This window comes from Acinetobacter sp. BEC1-S18-ESBL-01 (genome assembly GCF_014169935.1).
Classification (GTDB): Bacteria; Pseudomonadota; Gammaproteobacteria; order Pseudomonadales; family Moraxellaceae; genus Acinetobacter; species Acinetobacter pittii.
The window spans coordinates 712,943-728,095 of record NZ_AP022302.1 but is presented as its reverse complement, the minus strand read 5'-3'; the positions used below and the strand labels follow the sequence as shown (position 1 = coordinate 728,095).

Below are 15,153 nucleotides of genomic sequence, written 5' to 3'. Positions count from 1 at the left end.
TTATATTTCAAAATACTAATCTACGTTAAATAATTGAAGACTTGGGTGGAACTCCAAACAGTCGCTTAAATTCTCGGCTAAATTGAGAAGCACTAACATATCCAACTTCATAGGCGGCTTCTGCGACTCCCATTTTATTGTTCGTGATTAACTCGCGTGCCTTATGTAACCGAGTAATTTTGATGTACTGTAAGGGCGAATAATTCGTCACCTTTTTAAAAGTTTGATGAAAAAGCGATATGCTCATGCCCGCTTGTTTCGCCAACTCTTGAACCGTTAAGTTATGATAATAATCACGTTGAATAATTTCACAAATGGTGTAAATCACGCCATTTCGACTTGCCATAGCCGATAAGCTCTCGACTAGATTGCCGCCTGAAGCCTGCACCACACGATAAACCAATTCTCTTTTAACTTGCTCACCCAATATAAAAGTATCTTGTTTAGAACGAAGTAAATTGAGCAATCTGAGAGCAACATCTGAAATGGTGGCATTCATGTCAATCACTCTAAGCCCACAGCTTAATTTTAAATCTTCTGAATGAGCATCTTCAGTAACCACTTGTTGCTGTTTATCCATTTTAGTAATGAGATCAGCTATCATTTGTGGTTCAAACTTTATTGCGATTGCCAACATCGGTTCATTATTTTCAACTACAGTATCGCAATCAAACGGTATTGCAATTGAGATAAATAAACACTGACCTTGTTGAAACTGAAAGATTTCTTTACCAATATATCCACGCTTTAACCCCTGTATCACTAAAACAATTGAGGGTTCTTGCAGCACGGCAACAGGTGGTGTGGAATGATCTACCCGCATTAAGGTGATGTTAGAAATAAAAGTAGGATAGAGGCCTTCTGCTGGAGCCAAGTGCAAAAATGCATCGACCAAATGTTCTGTAAGATGATTTTGCGGCATAGTTTTATTGTGAGAGGTAATCTAATAATCAATATAACAATGAACCTAAAATGAAAACATCTGTCTTACGTTTACTTTGTATAAATAGGCAATTCAAATCAATTTTTAGGCATAAAAAAACCTAGAGCATTCTAGGTTTTTTCATTTTATCAGGCTATTTAAGTCGATAAATTAAAGAACATTGCGGCAATTAAAATAATTACGCCAAGTACAATTCGGTACCAAGCAAATACACGTAACGTGTGACGCTCAACAAACAGTACCAATGCTTTTACAACAAACAGCGCGGCAATAAAAGCAGCAACGAAACCTACCCCAATATTAACCATATTGTCTGAGGTGAGTACGTCAGCATTTTTAATCAAGTCAAAAGTCGCAGCGCCCAACATGGTCGGCATAGCAAGGAAAAAAGAAAATTCTGTAGCAGCTTTGCGTGATAAACCTGCAAACATTCCGCCTACAATTGTTGCGCCTGAACGCGAAGTTCCCGGAATCATCGCCACACACTGAGCAAGACCTACTAAAAGCGCTTGTTTAAAGGTGATTTTGGTTGCATCAAGTGTTTTATGTTCAAACTGTCTAGATTCCACCCAGAAAATGATAAGGGCACCGACAATTAAGGCAATCGCAACCACAATTGGGCTGAATAGAACACTTTTAATAAAGTCGACAGCTAGAACACCAATAATGACTGCTGGAAAGAATGCAATAAGCACACTAATCGCAAAATGACGTGATTCCACATCACCACTAAAGAATCCCTTAATCAAGTTAATAATTTTTTGTCGGTATAACCAGCACACTGCCAAAATAGCACCTAACTGGATTACGACCTCAAATACACGACCGCCGTCTGAGTGGAAATCGATAATATGACCAAATAAAATTAAATGGCCTGTACTCGAGATGGGTAAAAATTCAGTTAAGCCTTCGACAAAGCCTAAAAACAGTGCTTTTATAACTTCAAAATTTTCCATAACTTGCTCAAAGAAAGTTAATCATTAGAACGACCTAAAATTTGTTTTATCGAAATTGGTAAGTCCCAAATTAGACCTAACACAAGTTCAATATCAGATCATTTCTAACGTTTGTGGTTATTGCCCCTAGTTAAAGGCAGTTTATTTAAAGTGCGATAATGTATCACATCATGATGACAAACTTGGGTTAACTATCGTAAAAAGATAAAACTTGGTTAAGAACTGCCAAAGTTTTTCTTGTTATAGACAAAGCTTTTTACCTTTACTTACTCTACAAAATGATCTTAAAAAGTCCTTAAAAAAACATGATATTATTCTGATCAAATGCAGGTCATCTCAAAAATTCTATCTGAATGAAAAATACCAAAATTAATGCACGCCATCTCATTATCGATTTATTTCTTTCCTCTGCTTATCCTCAGCTAACCATTAAACAAATATTGATTGCCGCTAAACTTTTTAATATGAGTGACAACGGTATTCGTGTGGCTACAACGCGGCTATTAAATGAAGGCATGATAGAAAGTGTAGAACGCGGCATTTATCAACTTTCACCATCAACCAAAGAATGGGCAAAAGTCATTTTGAATCGTAAAAATGGCATTAAGCAGACTAAAGAATGGCAACATCAATATCTGGCAGTCTTCACTGGAACTTTAGGTCGTATTGATCGGACCGCTTTAAAAAAAAGAGAACGCGCTTTAAGTCAATTTGGTTTTAGAGAACTCGAAACTGGCATTTATATACGGCCAGATAATTTAGCGTATAGCTTTGAAAAAACATGTGAAGAGCTCGTATTAGCGGGGCTTGAAAATGAAGCTAAAATTTCTATTATTCAAAAATTTGACTCAAAAACAGTTTCGTTAATTCCTTCTTTGTGGGATACCCAACAACTTGAAAAAAACTATGAGATGTATAGTCAAGATATTCAAGAATGGCTTTTGAATTATAAAAATTTATCCTTAAATGAGGCCGCTACCCAAGCTTTGTTATTAGGACGCGAAACAATTACCTTACTCATGAATGATCCTCTACTACCCTCTCCATTTGTTAACGAGTATGCCCGTAATCAGTTTGCTCAAAATGTACAACAGCTCGATTCGATTGGACAAAAGCTATGGCAGAAACTTTATGAAAATGAATTAGCCCACTAAAGGGCGATTTATTTTTTTACAAACAAATATTTCACATTTTAAAATTTTATGATTATATTTGTAATATAAGATATGGATACCAAAATCTGATTTGGGAGAATAAAAATGAATGCACAAGTGAGTGTGACCGATCTATTTAGCAGAGAAGAAATACAAGAACTCACACAATCCTCAGATATATACGGTGCTTGGGCTGTTGCAAGCACATGGGCCGTTATTGGCGGAACATTTGCAAGCTTAATCATGATGTGGGATTACTTACCTAGCTGGGGCAAATTACTTGCTTGTATGCTAGCTTTAGCTATATTGGCAGGTCGCCAGTTATGCCTAGCAATTTTGATGCATGATGCATCGCATAAGAGCTTATTTAAAAATAAAAAAATAAATGACTTTGTAGGTGAATGGCTATGTGCCCGTCCAATCTGGAATGATCTAAAAAAATATCGCGTACATCATGTCCGTCATCATGCAAAAACCTCTACTCCAGATGATCCAGATCTTTCGTTAGTTTCTGGTTTTCCTGTAAGCAAGAAATCGCTTACTCGTAAATTCTTACGCGACTTAACGGGTATGACGGGATTAAAGTTTAGCTTTGGTCGAGTGTTAATGGATCTAGATCTAATGAAATGGACCGTTGCAAATGATCAGGTTTGGTTAGATCGAAGCAATAAAGATTTCGTTGATTATGCAAAAAGTCTTATAAAAAACAGTAGTGGTGCCGTTGCTACCAATGTTGCTCTTTATGGTGTTTTAAAAGCTTTTGGTCAGCAACGGTTTTATTGGTTATGGCCTTTAGCGTATTTGACACCGTTTCCTTTATTTTTAAGAATTCGCTCAATGGCCGAACATGCAGGTATGCAAACGAGTAATACAGCTTTAACCAATACCCGTACTACACGTGCAGGTTGGATTGCTAGAAGTTTTGTAGCGCCTATTCATGTCAATTACCATATGGAACACCATTTAATGGCTTCGGTGCCCTACTTCAAACTGCCGCGTATGCATCGTCTATTGAGAGAGCGCGGCCATGTTCCAGCACCACCTAGCTATTTTGAAGTGATTGATTCACTCTCATCTAAGCCAGAATAATCTACTTAATTGACTCAAATCATAAATGAAAGGCCATGAAATTAAATTTATGGCCTTTTAACTTAAATCATCCATCTTATGTTTGGTTTGGAAATATTTAGGCGTCATTCCCATCCAGCGCTTAAACGCACGAGTGAAGTGAGAAGTCTCGGCATAACCTAGTATTAAAGCAACTTTTTCGATCGACATGTTATTTTGAGTTAAAAGTTTCTGGGCATGCTCCTTTTTCAGGGAGTCTACCAAGAGCGTAAAACTAGTATCATCAAGAGCTAAATAGCGTTGCAAAGTTCGCTCCGACATATTCATGATATGAGCCACTTGCCCAACTTTTAACGCCTCAATATTCCCATTCATAAGCAATTTTTCGGCAACTTGTTTGACTCGCCCTTTCCAGCCACTTTTTAAGTTTAATTTCTCTATATCCCGCTTGCACTGCGCATTTAATAACGGCGCTAGCATTGGGTCTGCCGTTAATACTGGCTGTGCTAAATACTCTTTTGGAAATATCCAACGATTACGCTTTTGGTTAAATAAACAAGTCACAGCCAGTTGATGACTGATTTGGTCAAAACCGATCGGCTCTGGCATTTGTAATTCAACTTTTCCCAAATGAGAAAGTCCTGTTAATTTTTTTGCAATTTGAACAAAACCGAGTAGCAAAAAAATGTTGGCATTTGGGCTCAGCTGAAATGCATTGATGGGCTGATAAATTGACCAATATGCATCATTATTTTCTTGTTTTAATTCTGGTTTAAAAACCTTACAACGTGAACCAATGAATTGTTCAAGTATTTTTAGCGCTTCTCCTAAATTTGGAGAAACTATGGCAGCCATTCCGACTGAACCATAACATGAAGCCGTCATGCTTAAAGCTAAATATCCTGCTAGTGCTGGCTCTTTGCATAACTCGATGGCCCGTTCAATAAGCTGATTTAAGATGTTGAATTCAACATACCAGTAAGGCTTTTCTAATTGGTCTAAAGGTATTCCACTTCCATTTAAAAGCTGCTCACCAGAGACACCCCACCGCTTAACAGTCTCGACGATTAAATTAATATAAGTTCCGGGTAATTCTGGATTCATAAGCAACCCATATGAGCAAAATAAAATGGCGCGAAATGGTAAAAACTGTCAGTTCATGAACTATGCCATGCTTTTAAATTGATGCATAGTTATTCAAAACAAAATCCGCTGAATTGCACGAGACAGCACAATTTCTAAAAAAGAATACAGGTCCTCCCCTATGAACTTTCTAATTGTCCATGCTCATCCAGAACCACAGTCTTTCACCACTGCTCTAAAAAGTACAGCTAAGCAAACCTTAGAAAAATTGGGGCACAGCGTAGAAATTTCAGATTTATATGCAATGCAATTTAACCCAGTTGCATCCAAAGCGGATTTCTTAGAGCTTAATCAGCCTGATTATTTTAACTATGCACTAGAACAAAGAAATGCCAGCAAAAATCAACTTCTAGCTCCAGATATTCAAGCAGAAATTGAAAAAGTTAAAAAAGCAGATCTCGTCATTTTAAATTTCCCACTTTATTGGACATCTGTGCCAGCAATTTTAAAGGGCTGGATTGATCGCGTATTTGTCTCAGGGCTTTTTTATGGAGGCAAACGCTTTTACGATCACGGCGGCATGGTAGGTAAAAAAGCGATGTTGTGTTTAACACTCGGTGGTAGAACACACATGTTTGGAGAAAACTCAATTCATGGCCCAATCGAAAATTATTTATCCCCGATTCAACGTGGTACTTTGGCATATGCTGGTTTTGAAGTCTTACCTCCATTCATTGCTTATCATGTGCCATATATTAGCCAAGAAGCACGAGAAACCCTTCTTGAAGACTATGTAATCTACATTACTCATCTGGACCAGCTAGAGTCATTAAAATTTCCCAAACTTGAGCAATTTGATGAAAAACTCTATCCACTCTAATGCTCTGTTTTAGCTCTTAAAATTAAATAACCGAATTTAGATCATTATTTTCGGTTTTTTATTACACATAACTTTCAAATATAGAATCCAAATTCGCTCAAAAAATAGATCAAATGGTAAAAAAATTACGGTAAACTTTTTCATAAAATGAATAATATAAAACTTAATCAATAATATACAGATGTAGACAAACTGGACTTATCAACTAAAAATGACTACCAATACTCATTTCATAATCACTTAATTCATATTTTTACAAAAAAATCTTTGACCATTTTTCTTGGATTTGTGACAAAAATGTCATAAAAACAAAGGCCCCCACTAATATATAAAAAATATAAATATCAAATAATTAAATTAATTTAACAATGCAAATATTCCTTCATATTTCACCCATTATTGGCATTATTTGTATAAAAAGTGAGTACTCCTCAGTTCATATAACAGATTTACTCTTATTGTAATTATGCTATTTTTGTTACATGGAGTTATCAAAGCTTCTATTACTTGTAATTAGGAGCTTTGAAGGCAACACAGTTTAAACGGTTTAACTCTGTTACTTTTAAAAAAATGTCTTGAAGTTCAAGGAAAGATTAAAATGAAATTAAAACATCTGAGCACTGCAATGATTTTAGCAACGCTGCCTGCAACTGGGGTTTTTGCAGCAGCATTGGATCGCTCTGGACAGTCAATGTCTGCATTCTTCCAACCGGGTAATTATTTTGAAGCAGGTATTTCTGTTTTAGACCCAGATGTAGCGGGTAAAGAAGCAGGATCAAGCGCAACACGCCGCGATATTGGCGATATGGCTAATGATTATTACTTTCCAAGTGCGGCGTTAAAATTACAACTCAACGATAAATTCTCTTTCGGTCTACTCTATGATCAGCCATTTGGTTCAGATTCAGAATATTCAGGCAACAATGTATTCGTTTCGAATCCAGGCACTGATACTATTTTAAGTCAAAAGGCATTAGGTGAGTTAGCAACCAGTTCAATTAACAAATTAGTTCAAGCATCTGGGGCAGCATTTACACCAGCTCTTATAGCTGTGACGAATGCTACTGGCGGTGATCCTACAAAACCAACTCAAACAGATATCTTAGGCGCGTTACAACAAGTTGCTAAAGGTGGAAATACAACTGTAGGTGCAGGACTGACAGCATTACAAAACACCCAAGCTGCTATTAATGCTGCAAATAATTATTTAGGTACAGGTGGAACTAAAGTTAAAGTTGATACACAAAATTTATCTTTTGTTCTTGGTTTCCAACCAACTCAAAACTTTAACTTCTATGCGGGTCCTGTATTACAAACAGTTAAAGGTAATGTAAGTTTACGAGGTCAAGCTTATAGCCTTTATAATGGTTATGACGCGAATATTAAAGAAACTACTGGTGTAGGTTGGTTAGCAGGTGCAGCTTATCAAATTCCTGAAATTGCACTCAGAGCATCTTTAACCTATCGATCTGAAATTGATCATAAAGTGAATATTAATGAAGACTTATCTATATTAAATTTCCCTGGTCTTACTTCAGTACTTGCGGGCTTAGATGTTCCTGCGTCTAAACTTCAAGCTATTAATTCAGAAGGCAAAACTACAATTACTACACCACAGTCTGTAAACCTTGATTTCCAAACAGGAATCATGGCTGATACTGTTGCGTTTGCGAATGTACGTTGGGTGAACTGGAAAGATTTCTCAATTCAACCATATAAATTCGGCAAAGTATCGGAAGCTGTAGGTGGTCTTGTTGGACGTCCAAATGGCTTTAACCTAGTTGAATACTCTGATGACCAATGGTCTGTGAACGCTGGTGTAGGTCGTAAACTAAACGATAAATGGGCTGGTAATATGTCTGTAGGCTGGGACTCTGGTGCAGGTAACCCTGTAACAACACTAGGACCAACAGAAGGTTACTGGAACGTAGGTTTAGGTCTTCAATATAGCCCTACTCCACAAACGTTTATTGCTGGCGGTGTAAAATATTTCTGGTTGGGTGATGCTAAAGCTCAAACAGGTGCACAAGCTGGTAGTGATGAATATGTTGCAGACTTCTCTGACAACAATGCCATCGCTTATGGTTTAAAACTTGGTTATAAATTCTAAGTTTAAAAAATTATGCATATAAAAAAGGCGCTTAAAGCGCCTTTTTTATTATTTATTCTCAAGCTGGGATTGTACGCTGTGAAACTGAACGAATTGCTTCTTTTAATGCATCGTAACCGTGGATAGCTGGAAACTGAGGAAACTCAGCAATCACATTTGCAGGTGCATCAAACAAGAAACCGTGGTCCGCTTCACCAAGCATGGTTGTATCGTTATACGAATCACCTGCAGCGATTACACGGAAATTCAAGCCATGTAATGCTTTAACAGACTCACGTTTTTGATCTGGTTGACGTAGTTTATAAGCGGTAATCATGCCTTCTTCATCTGTCTCTAACTTATGACAGAAAATCGTTGGCCACCCTAATTGGTTCATTAAAGGATGTGCAAATTCATAGAAGGTATCTGACAAGATCACGAGTTGGAAATGCGTACTCACCCATTCAACAAACTCTTTTGCCCCAGGTAATGGCCCCATCTCGGCAATGACTTCTTGAATGTCATTTAAGCCTAAACCGTGTTGTCTTAAAATATTAAGACGCTGAGTCATTAAAACATCATAATCCGGAATATCACGAGTTGTTGCTTCGAGTTCTTTAATCCCTGTTTTTTTAGCGAAATTGATCCAGATTTCAGGAACTAAAACCCCTTCAAGATCTAGGCATACGATTTCCATGAATGCTTCCAACGTTGGTTAAAAATTGCTGTATCATACCATTAAGATTTTCAGTTTTGCGTTGTTATTGATCAAATCAATTTTATTCATAAGGATCGAAATTAAAGTGCTAAGCACTTTATCAACTATCCTTTAGAATATTTTTCATAACTCAATGCGCCCAAGCCTTTTGCCAGGAACACACATGACCGTTATTCCGACTATTGATATCGTAGATGCTCTTGCTGCTGAATATGCAACCAAAAGCCCTCGAGAAATTTTAGAACTTGCCTTAAGCCAACAAGGTGAAATTGCAATTTCATTTTCGGGAGCAGAAGATGTTGTGTTAATCGATATTGCTTCACGCTTAGGTAAACCTTTCCGTGTATTTAGTCTCGACACGGGCCGCCTGCATGCCGAAACTTATCAATTTATTGAAACTGTTCGTAAACATTACAATATCAATATCGAAATTTGTTTCCCTGAATCTGAAGCTGTTCAAAACATGGTAAACGAAAAAGGTTTATTCAGCTTTTTTACAGATGGGCATCAAGAATGTTGCGGTATTCGAAAAGTTCAGCCTTTACGTAAAAAACTTGCGACTTTAGATGGCTGGATTACGGGTCAACGTAAAGATCAAAGCCCAGGTACGCGTACAGAAATTCCTGTAGTACAAGCTGATGCAGGTTTCTCTGGCCCAGGTAAGCAACTCATTAAATATAACCCTCTAGCGAACTGGACAAGTGCTGAGGTATGGAGCTACATCCGTATGATGGAAATTCCATATAACCCTCTTCATGAGCGTGGTTTTGTTTCTATTGGATGTGAACCATGTACGCGACCTGTATTACCAAATCAACATGAGCGTGAAGGACGTTGGTGGTGGGAAGAAGCCACTCAAAAAGAGTGTGGCTTACATGCTGGTAATATGAAAAAGTAATTGGATATCAAAAAACCACTGGCAAATCAGTGGTTTTTTTTATGTCATGTTCCGTACACAAAGTCATATTTTCTCTACTCTAAACGCTATATACTTAATTCTACGGTTCTATAATTCTAATAAGAGCTCATATAAGGGCTTCTTAGAAAAATGCATGAGGCACAATGATTTATGCGTCCATTACACCCAATTGATTTCATTTTTTTGTCACTTGAAAAAAGACAGCAACCCATGCATGTCGGTGGATTATTTTTATTTGAAATTCCTGAAAATGCACCAGAAACCTTTGTACATGATTTAGTAGAAGATATTAAACGCTCAAAGAGCATTCCTATTCCACCCTTCAATAATCGTTTAAGTGGTCTATTTTGGGATGAAGATGAAGAGTTCGATATCGATCATCACTTTCGCCACATTGCTTTGCCTCATCCTGGCCGTATTCGTGAACTTCTGGTGTATATTTCACAGCAGCATAGCTCACTAATTGATCGCGCAAAGCCACTTTGGACTTGTGACATTATTGAAGGAATCGAGGGCAATCGTTTTGCCATGTATTTTAAAATCCATCATGCAATGGTAGATGGTGTTGCTGGTATGCGTTTGATCGAGAAATCTCTGTCAAAAACGCCGGAAGAGAAACATGTTGTTCCCTTATGGTGTGTTGAGAGTAAAAGAGCTAAGCGTCTAAAAGTACCAACTCCAAGTACTAGTAAAATTAAGAGTATTTTAGGCGGCATTAAGTCTCAACTCGATATAGCTCCCAAAGTTATGCACGAGCTATCTCAGACTATATTTAAAGAAATGGGCAAAAATCCTGATTATGTTTCTACTTTTCAGGCGCCAGTGTCGATTTTGAACCAAAGAGTGAGTGCTTCACGTCGTTTTGCGGCCCAATCATTTGAATTAAGCCGCCTTAGAAAAATTTCAAAAGCATTAGGCGTAACGATTAATGATGTTGTGCTGGCTGTATGTTCAGGTGCTTTACGTGAATATTTGATTAGCCAAAACAGCTTACCAAAAAAGCCACTGATTGCCATGGTTCCAGCTTCATTACGTACAGATGATTCTGACATGAGTAACCGGATTACCATGATTTTGGCAAATTTAGGGACGCACAAAGATCAACCGTTAGAACGTCTAGAAATCATTCGCCGTAGCATGCAAAATTCAAAGCAACGCTTTAGCCGCATGACTGCGAATGAAATTTTAAACTATAGTGCAGTTGTTTATGGTCCGGCAGGATTAAACATCATGTCAGGAATGCTTCCTAAGCGTCAGGCGTTCAATTTAGTGATTTCCAATGTACCAGGACCACGTGAGCCGCTTTATTGGAATGGCGCGAAATTAGATGCACTCTACCCTGCTTCGATTGTCATGGATGGACAAGCTCTAAATATTACCATGACTAGTTATTTAGATAAGCTTGAAGTTGGATTAACAGCTTGTCGAAATGCTTTGCCGAAAATGCAAAACCTTTTGACTCATTTAGAAGATGAGATTCAACGTTTTGAAGAAATTATTGCAGAGAAACAGCTGAAACATCATTCAGCAAGTTAGAAAATTAAGGGGCTTTGAATTGGCCCCTTATTTTTTGATTGTGCGGCACTGGTTAAGCAACTGATGACATACTGAACGAATCATTGCAGTTGTAATCGGTACTTCTTTACCTTGGTCATTCAACATATAGCAGCTATTTACTGGCGTGCTTTCTAAAACATGTTTAAGACCGTTGCTAATTAAGTTTTCACTTACATTCATGGGTTATACCTCTTATTGTTTGCTAAGACGTTTAATAGGGAGAACGTCTAGGGCTACTGTATGTAAGTAGTATTTAAAATTCATGAATGAAAGTAAAATTTCAGTTGTAACAAGGATTAAGCGATATCTTGTTACAACTTTAACTTAAAATGATATCGTATTGCTCTTGCGTATATAAATTTTCGACCTGAAATTTAATAACACGGTTAATAAAATGCTCTAAATCGGCTACTGCTGGTGCTTCTGCTGTTAATAATCGGTCAATCACAGAAGGATGGGCAACAACAGTAAAGCCACTCGTTGACTCAAATGCGCGGGTATATCGTAATATCTCACGAAATATTTCGTAACACACTGTCTCCGCTGTTTTGACAAAACCACGCCCTTGGCATGTTGGACATGATTCACATAACAAGTGTTCTAATGATTCACGAGTTCGTTTACGCGTCATTTCGACCAGACCAAGTTCTGACACTTGAGTAATTTTGGTCTTCGCGTGATCTCGCTCAAGCATTTTCTCGAACTGACGCATCACCTCTTCACGGTGAGTTGCTTCTTGCATGTCAATAAAATCAATAATGAGAATCCCCCCCAAATTACGCAGTCTAAGTTGACGCGCGATAACTTGAGTCGCCTCCATATTGGTTTTAAAAACCGTGTCTTCAAGACTACGACCACCTACATATGAACCTGTATTAACGTCAATCGTTGTCATAGCTTCAGTTTGGTCGATCATCAGATAACCGCCCGACTTCAAAGCTACGCGAGTTTGTAAGGCTTTTTGAATATCTTCTTCAACATTATAAAGATCAAATAGTGGTCGCTCGCCTGGATAATGAATGAGACGACTCTTCATATTCGGGACAAATTCATCTACAAACTCAAGCAGTTTTGCATGAATCTCTCGCGAATCTACATAAATCTTTGCAGTTTCTTCGCTTGCTAAGTCGCGAATAATACGTTGAGGTAATGGAAGTTCTTCAAAAATTAAAGAAGGAACAGCAACGTCGGTCTGTTTACGCTGAATGTACTCCCACAATTTGCTCAGATAGCACATGTCCTGTGCAATTTCTGCCTCATCCACACCTTCTGCAGCCGTACGGACAATCACGCTACCGGGTAAATTATGCTCAGATTGAATACCTTCAATAATATTACGCAGTCGATCTCGCTCTTCTTCAGACTCAATACGCTGCGAAACACCAATATGGTTACCATACGGCATTAAAACCAAATAGCGAGAAGGGATTGAAAGATCTGTACTTAGCCGTGCACCTTTTGTGCCCAACATATCTTTCATTACTTGGACAGTAAGGGTTTGCCCAGGATGTAATAGCTCAAAGACATTTGGGGTAGGCTGCGAACGAGGCCAAACCATATCATTGATATGTAAAAAGGCTGTTCGAGACAAACCAATATCAACAAAGGCAGCTTGCATGCCCGGAAGCACTCGTACAACTTTACCCTTATAGATATTGCCGACTAGACCGCGTTTAACTGTACGCTCGACATACAGTTCATTAACAGTTCCATTTTCGATTAATGCCACCCGACACTCCATAGGCGTGACATTAATAAGTAGTTCTTCTGACATACATAAACTCAAAGCATTATAAAATTTTTATTAAAGAGTCAGAGAAGCTGTTAACTTTAACGTTGTCTAGTGTTCATCGACAATGCTATTCAATGAAGAATGATAACAACCCCTTATGTCTTTACTCTTTTGAATAACTGTGCAAATTCGTATAAAGGAAGTCCTACCACATTACTATAACTTCCTTGAATTTGGGGAATATATTGCGAGGCAATTCCTTGAATTGCATATCCACCCGCTTTTCCAACAGGCTCACCCGTGGTCCAATAATCTTCCATATCCTGTGTAGTCAGGTGCTGAAACTCAACTTGTGTTTGCACTACCTGACTTAACATTTGTTGTTGAGTCGCAACGCACAGTCCAGAAAACACATCATGCCAACGTCCAGATAATTGTTTCCAGATTTCAAAAGCATGATTTTTCGATTCAGGCTTACCAATAATTTGGCCATCAAGTCCCAGACTTGTATCGGCAGCAATAACAATTGCTTCTGGAAAAAGCTTCAATACAGTTTGAGCTTTTTCTCTAGCCAACCGTTCAACATAATGATGAACCAGCTCATTTTCATGAACAGACTCATCAATGTCAGGACTATAGATTTCAAAATCTAAGCCTAGCTGTTGCAACAGCTCCTTCCGACGAGGAGAGCTAGATGCTAAAACTATATGCGCCATTTTGCCAAACAATAATAGACGACTGGCCACGTGATAATACTTGTCATCAAAGGTTGCCAATGTCTAGCAATCGAAAAATGAATTCCACCCATCGTCTGTGTTACCCACATAAATGCTAAATGGGCAATAATGACCAGCGTTGCTATCGTCCATAAATTAACAAAAGTTAAAATACGGCGTTCCCGAATTAAAAAACGGGTAAGAAAAGTCACAATTACAAAACTTAAGGCATTGAGCCCTAAAGGCGCATCAAGCAGTAAGTCTGTAAAAATCCCCATCCCAAATGCAAACCAGACCCCACACCATGTTGGCTGACATACTACCCAAAATAGCATGATCATCAACATGAATAGTGGCCGCCATCCTGAAATATCATAAGATAGCGGATAAACCATAAGTACAGAACCCACAATAACGGAGAGAATAATTCCCCATAATGGATCTTTACGCTTTTCTCGTTTTAGTTTAGCGATCGGCATACGGCTGCTCCTTCGCTAATGATTCAGAGAAAAGTACAACTACATGATGGCCTGTTGCCAATTGTGCTGATGGTGTTACATCAATTTCAGCAAACTCACCTGAATTATGGCGTTTTATTTTGGCCACTGTACCCACTGCGTAACCTGCTGGGAAATGTTCACCCAAGCCTGAGCTAAACACTTTATCCCCCACCTGAATATTCGCACTTGTCGGTACATATTCCATTTTTAAACGGCCCAAATCACCTGTACCAGAAACAATCGCCCGCATTCCAGTACGCTCAAGACGTACCGACAGTGAATGTTCTTTATCTGATAACAACATCACACGTGAGCTATGAGGGTATACATTAATAATCTGCCCCATAATCCCCTTATCATCCAGAACCGTTTGACCGACCTTTAGATGGTCCGTAGAGCCTCGGTTAATAATGATGATATGGCGTAATGGGTCTGCATCTGTCCCAATCACTTCGGCAATTTCCATACGACCATCAATAATTAACGGTGTATCAAGAAGGCCTCGTAAACGGGTATTTTCAGCTGACAGTTCAGAAAGCTTCTGTAAGCGGACTTGAGCTTGTAAAAGCTCAGCCTGCATCGCGGTATTTTCACGACGCAGTTGTGCTTCAGATTTTGTTTGTTGATTCAGCCATTCTCTCGACAGTACCGGATAACTAGCCAATGCATAAATTGGGTTATATGCAGCGTACAAGACATCCCTTGCTGGCTGAATTACATAAGGCATGCGCCAATCAAAGAACAGCACAACCAAACATGTAATGACCGCAATAATGAACGAGCGGAAAGATGGCGGCTGTCTTGAAAAAATATTCGGTTGCACCGCCTAATCCTTAAA

At 38.4% G+C, this 15,153-nt stretch carries 15 protein-coding genes; 6 read left to right on the top strand and 9 right to left on the bottom strand.

All coding sequences use genetic code 11. The annotated features are described in order from the left end of the window. Positions 1–25 precede the first annotated feature (25 nt). Together H7R46_RS03575 and H7R46_RS03570 are read right to left on the bottom strand one after the other, a co-directional pair. Positions 26–922 (bottom strand): AraC family transcriptional regulator, encoded by an 897-nt coding sequence (locus H7R46_RS03575; RefSeq protein WP_005064434.1) that lies wholly within the window; start codon positions 920–922, stop codon positions 26–28. A 158-nt stretch (positions 923–1,080) separates the two neighbouring features. Beyond that, entirely contained in the window at positions 1,081–1,899 is an 819-nt protein-coding gene (locus tag H7R46_RS03570; protein ID WP_032012712.1) for an undecaprenyl-diphosphate phosphatase, read from the bottom strand. A gap of 353 nt (positions 1,900–2,252) precedes the next feature. Here H7R46_RS03570 and H7R46_RS03565 point away from each other — a divergent pair, with 353 nt between their 5' ends. Then, on the top strand, positions 2,253–3,053 hold the full coding sequence (locus H7R46_RS03565) for a PaaX family transcriptional regulator C-terminal domain-containing protein (protein ID WP_005064428.1): 801 nt from the start codon (positions 2,253–2,255) through the stop codon (positions 3,051–3,053). Positions 3,054–3,158: 105 nt separating this feature from the next. Next, complete coding sequence (locus H7R46_RS03560; RefSeq protein ID WP_005064425.1) at positions 3,159–4,142, top strand: fatty acid desaturase family protein; 984 nt, start codon at positions 3,159–3,161, stop codon at positions 4,140–4,142. Between the two features lie 57 nt (positions 4,143–4,199). Here the strand turns inward: H7R46_RS03560 and H7R46_RS03555 are convergent, their stop codons facing one another. After that, positions 4,200–5,225 (bottom strand): AraC family transcriptional regulator, encoded by a 1,026-nt coding sequence (locus H7R46_RS03555; protein WP_005064423.1) that lies wholly within the window; start codon positions 5,223–5,225, stop codon positions 4,200–4,202. Between the two features lie 160 nt (positions 5,226–5,385). Between H7R46_RS03555 and H7R46_RS03550 the strand changes: the two genes are divergently transcribed. Both H7R46_RS03550 and H7R46_RS03545 read left to right on the top strand, forming a co-directional pair. Continuing rightward, positions 5,386–6,084: an NAD(P)H-dependent oxidoreductase gene (locus H7R46_RS03550; protein ID WP_005064422.1), complete on the top strand. Its 699-nt coding sequence runs from the start codon at positions 5,386–5,388 to the stop codon at positions 6,082–6,084. Between the two features lie 598 nt (positions 6,085–6,682). Then, positions 6,683–8,194, top strand: coding sequence for an OmpP1/FadL family transporter (locus tag H7R46_RS03545; RefSeq protein WP_086260923.1), 1,512 nt, complete (start codon positions 6,683–6,685; stop codon positions 8,192–8,194). Between the two features lie 58 nt (positions 8,195–8,252). Here the strand turns inward: H7R46_RS03545 and thrH are convergent, their stop codons facing one another. Beyond that, the gene (gene thrH / locus H7R46_RS03540) at positions 8,253–8,870 is read right to left on the bottom strand and encodes a bifunctional phosphoserine phosphatase/homoserine phosphotransferase ThrH (RefSeq protein WP_005064417.1); all 618 of its coding nucleotides are present in this window, start codon (positions 8,868–8,870) and stop codon (positions 8,253–8,255) included. A 184-nt stretch (positions 8,871–9,054) separates the two neighbouring features. Between thrH and H7R46_RS03535 the strand changes: the two genes are divergently transcribed. After that, positions 9,055–9,789 carry a phosphoadenylyl-sulfate reductase gene (locus H7R46_RS03535; protein WP_005064416.1) on the top strand — a complete coding sequence of 245 codons (735 nt, stop codon included), beginning with the start codon at positions 9,055–9,057 and terminating at the stop codon, positions 9,787–9,789. A gap of 171 nt (positions 9,790–9,960) precedes the next feature. Continuing rightward, positions 9,961–11,346 (top strand): WS/DGAT/MGAT family O-acyltransferase, encoded by a 1,386-nt coding sequence (locus tag H7R46_RS03530; protein ID WP_005064414.1) that lies wholly within the window; start codon positions 9,961–9,963, stop codon positions 11,344–11,346. 27 nt (positions 11,347–11,373) lie between these two features. Here H7R46_RS03530 and H7R46_RS03525 read toward each other — a convergent pair whose 3' ends face one another. The 5 genes from H7R46_RS03525 to mreC form a co-directional block, all read right to left on the bottom strand. Then, positions 11,374–11,547: a PA1571 family protein gene (locus tag H7R46_RS03525; protein WP_002116397.1), complete on the bottom strand. Its 174-nt coding sequence runs from the start codon at positions 11,545–11,547 to the stop codon at positions 11,374–11,376. A 139-nt stretch (positions 11,548–11,686) separates the two neighbouring features. After that, positions 11,687–13,141 carry a ribonuclease G gene (rng, locus tag H7R46_RS03520; RefSeq protein WP_005064412.1) on the bottom strand — a complete coding sequence of 485 codons (1,455 nt, stop codon included), beginning with the start codon at positions 13,139–13,141 and terminating at the stop codon, positions 11,687–11,689. Positions 13,142–13,254: 113 nt separating this feature from the next. Further along, positions 13,255–13,815 (bottom strand): Maf-like protein, encoded by a 561-nt coding sequence (locus tag H7R46_RS03515; RefSeq protein WP_005064410.1) that lies wholly within the window; start codon positions 13,813–13,815, stop codon positions 13,255–13,257. Beyond that, positions 13,803–14,294, bottom strand: a complete 492-nt coding sequence (mreD, locus tag H7R46_RS03510; protein ID WP_002116279.1) for a rod shape-determining protein MreD — start codon at positions 14,292–14,294, stop codon at positions 13,803–13,805. Before mreD ends, H7R46_RS03515 begins: the two co-directional genes overlap by 13 nt. Beyond that, positions 14,281–15,138 (bottom strand): rod shape-determining protein MreC, encoded by an 858-nt coding sequence (mreC, locus tag H7R46_RS03505; protein ID WP_002116449.1) that lies wholly within the window; start codon positions 15,136–15,138, stop codon positions 14,281–14,283. Before mreC ends, mreD begins: the two co-directional genes overlap by 14 nt. Positions 15,139–15,153 lie beyond the last annotated feature (15 nt).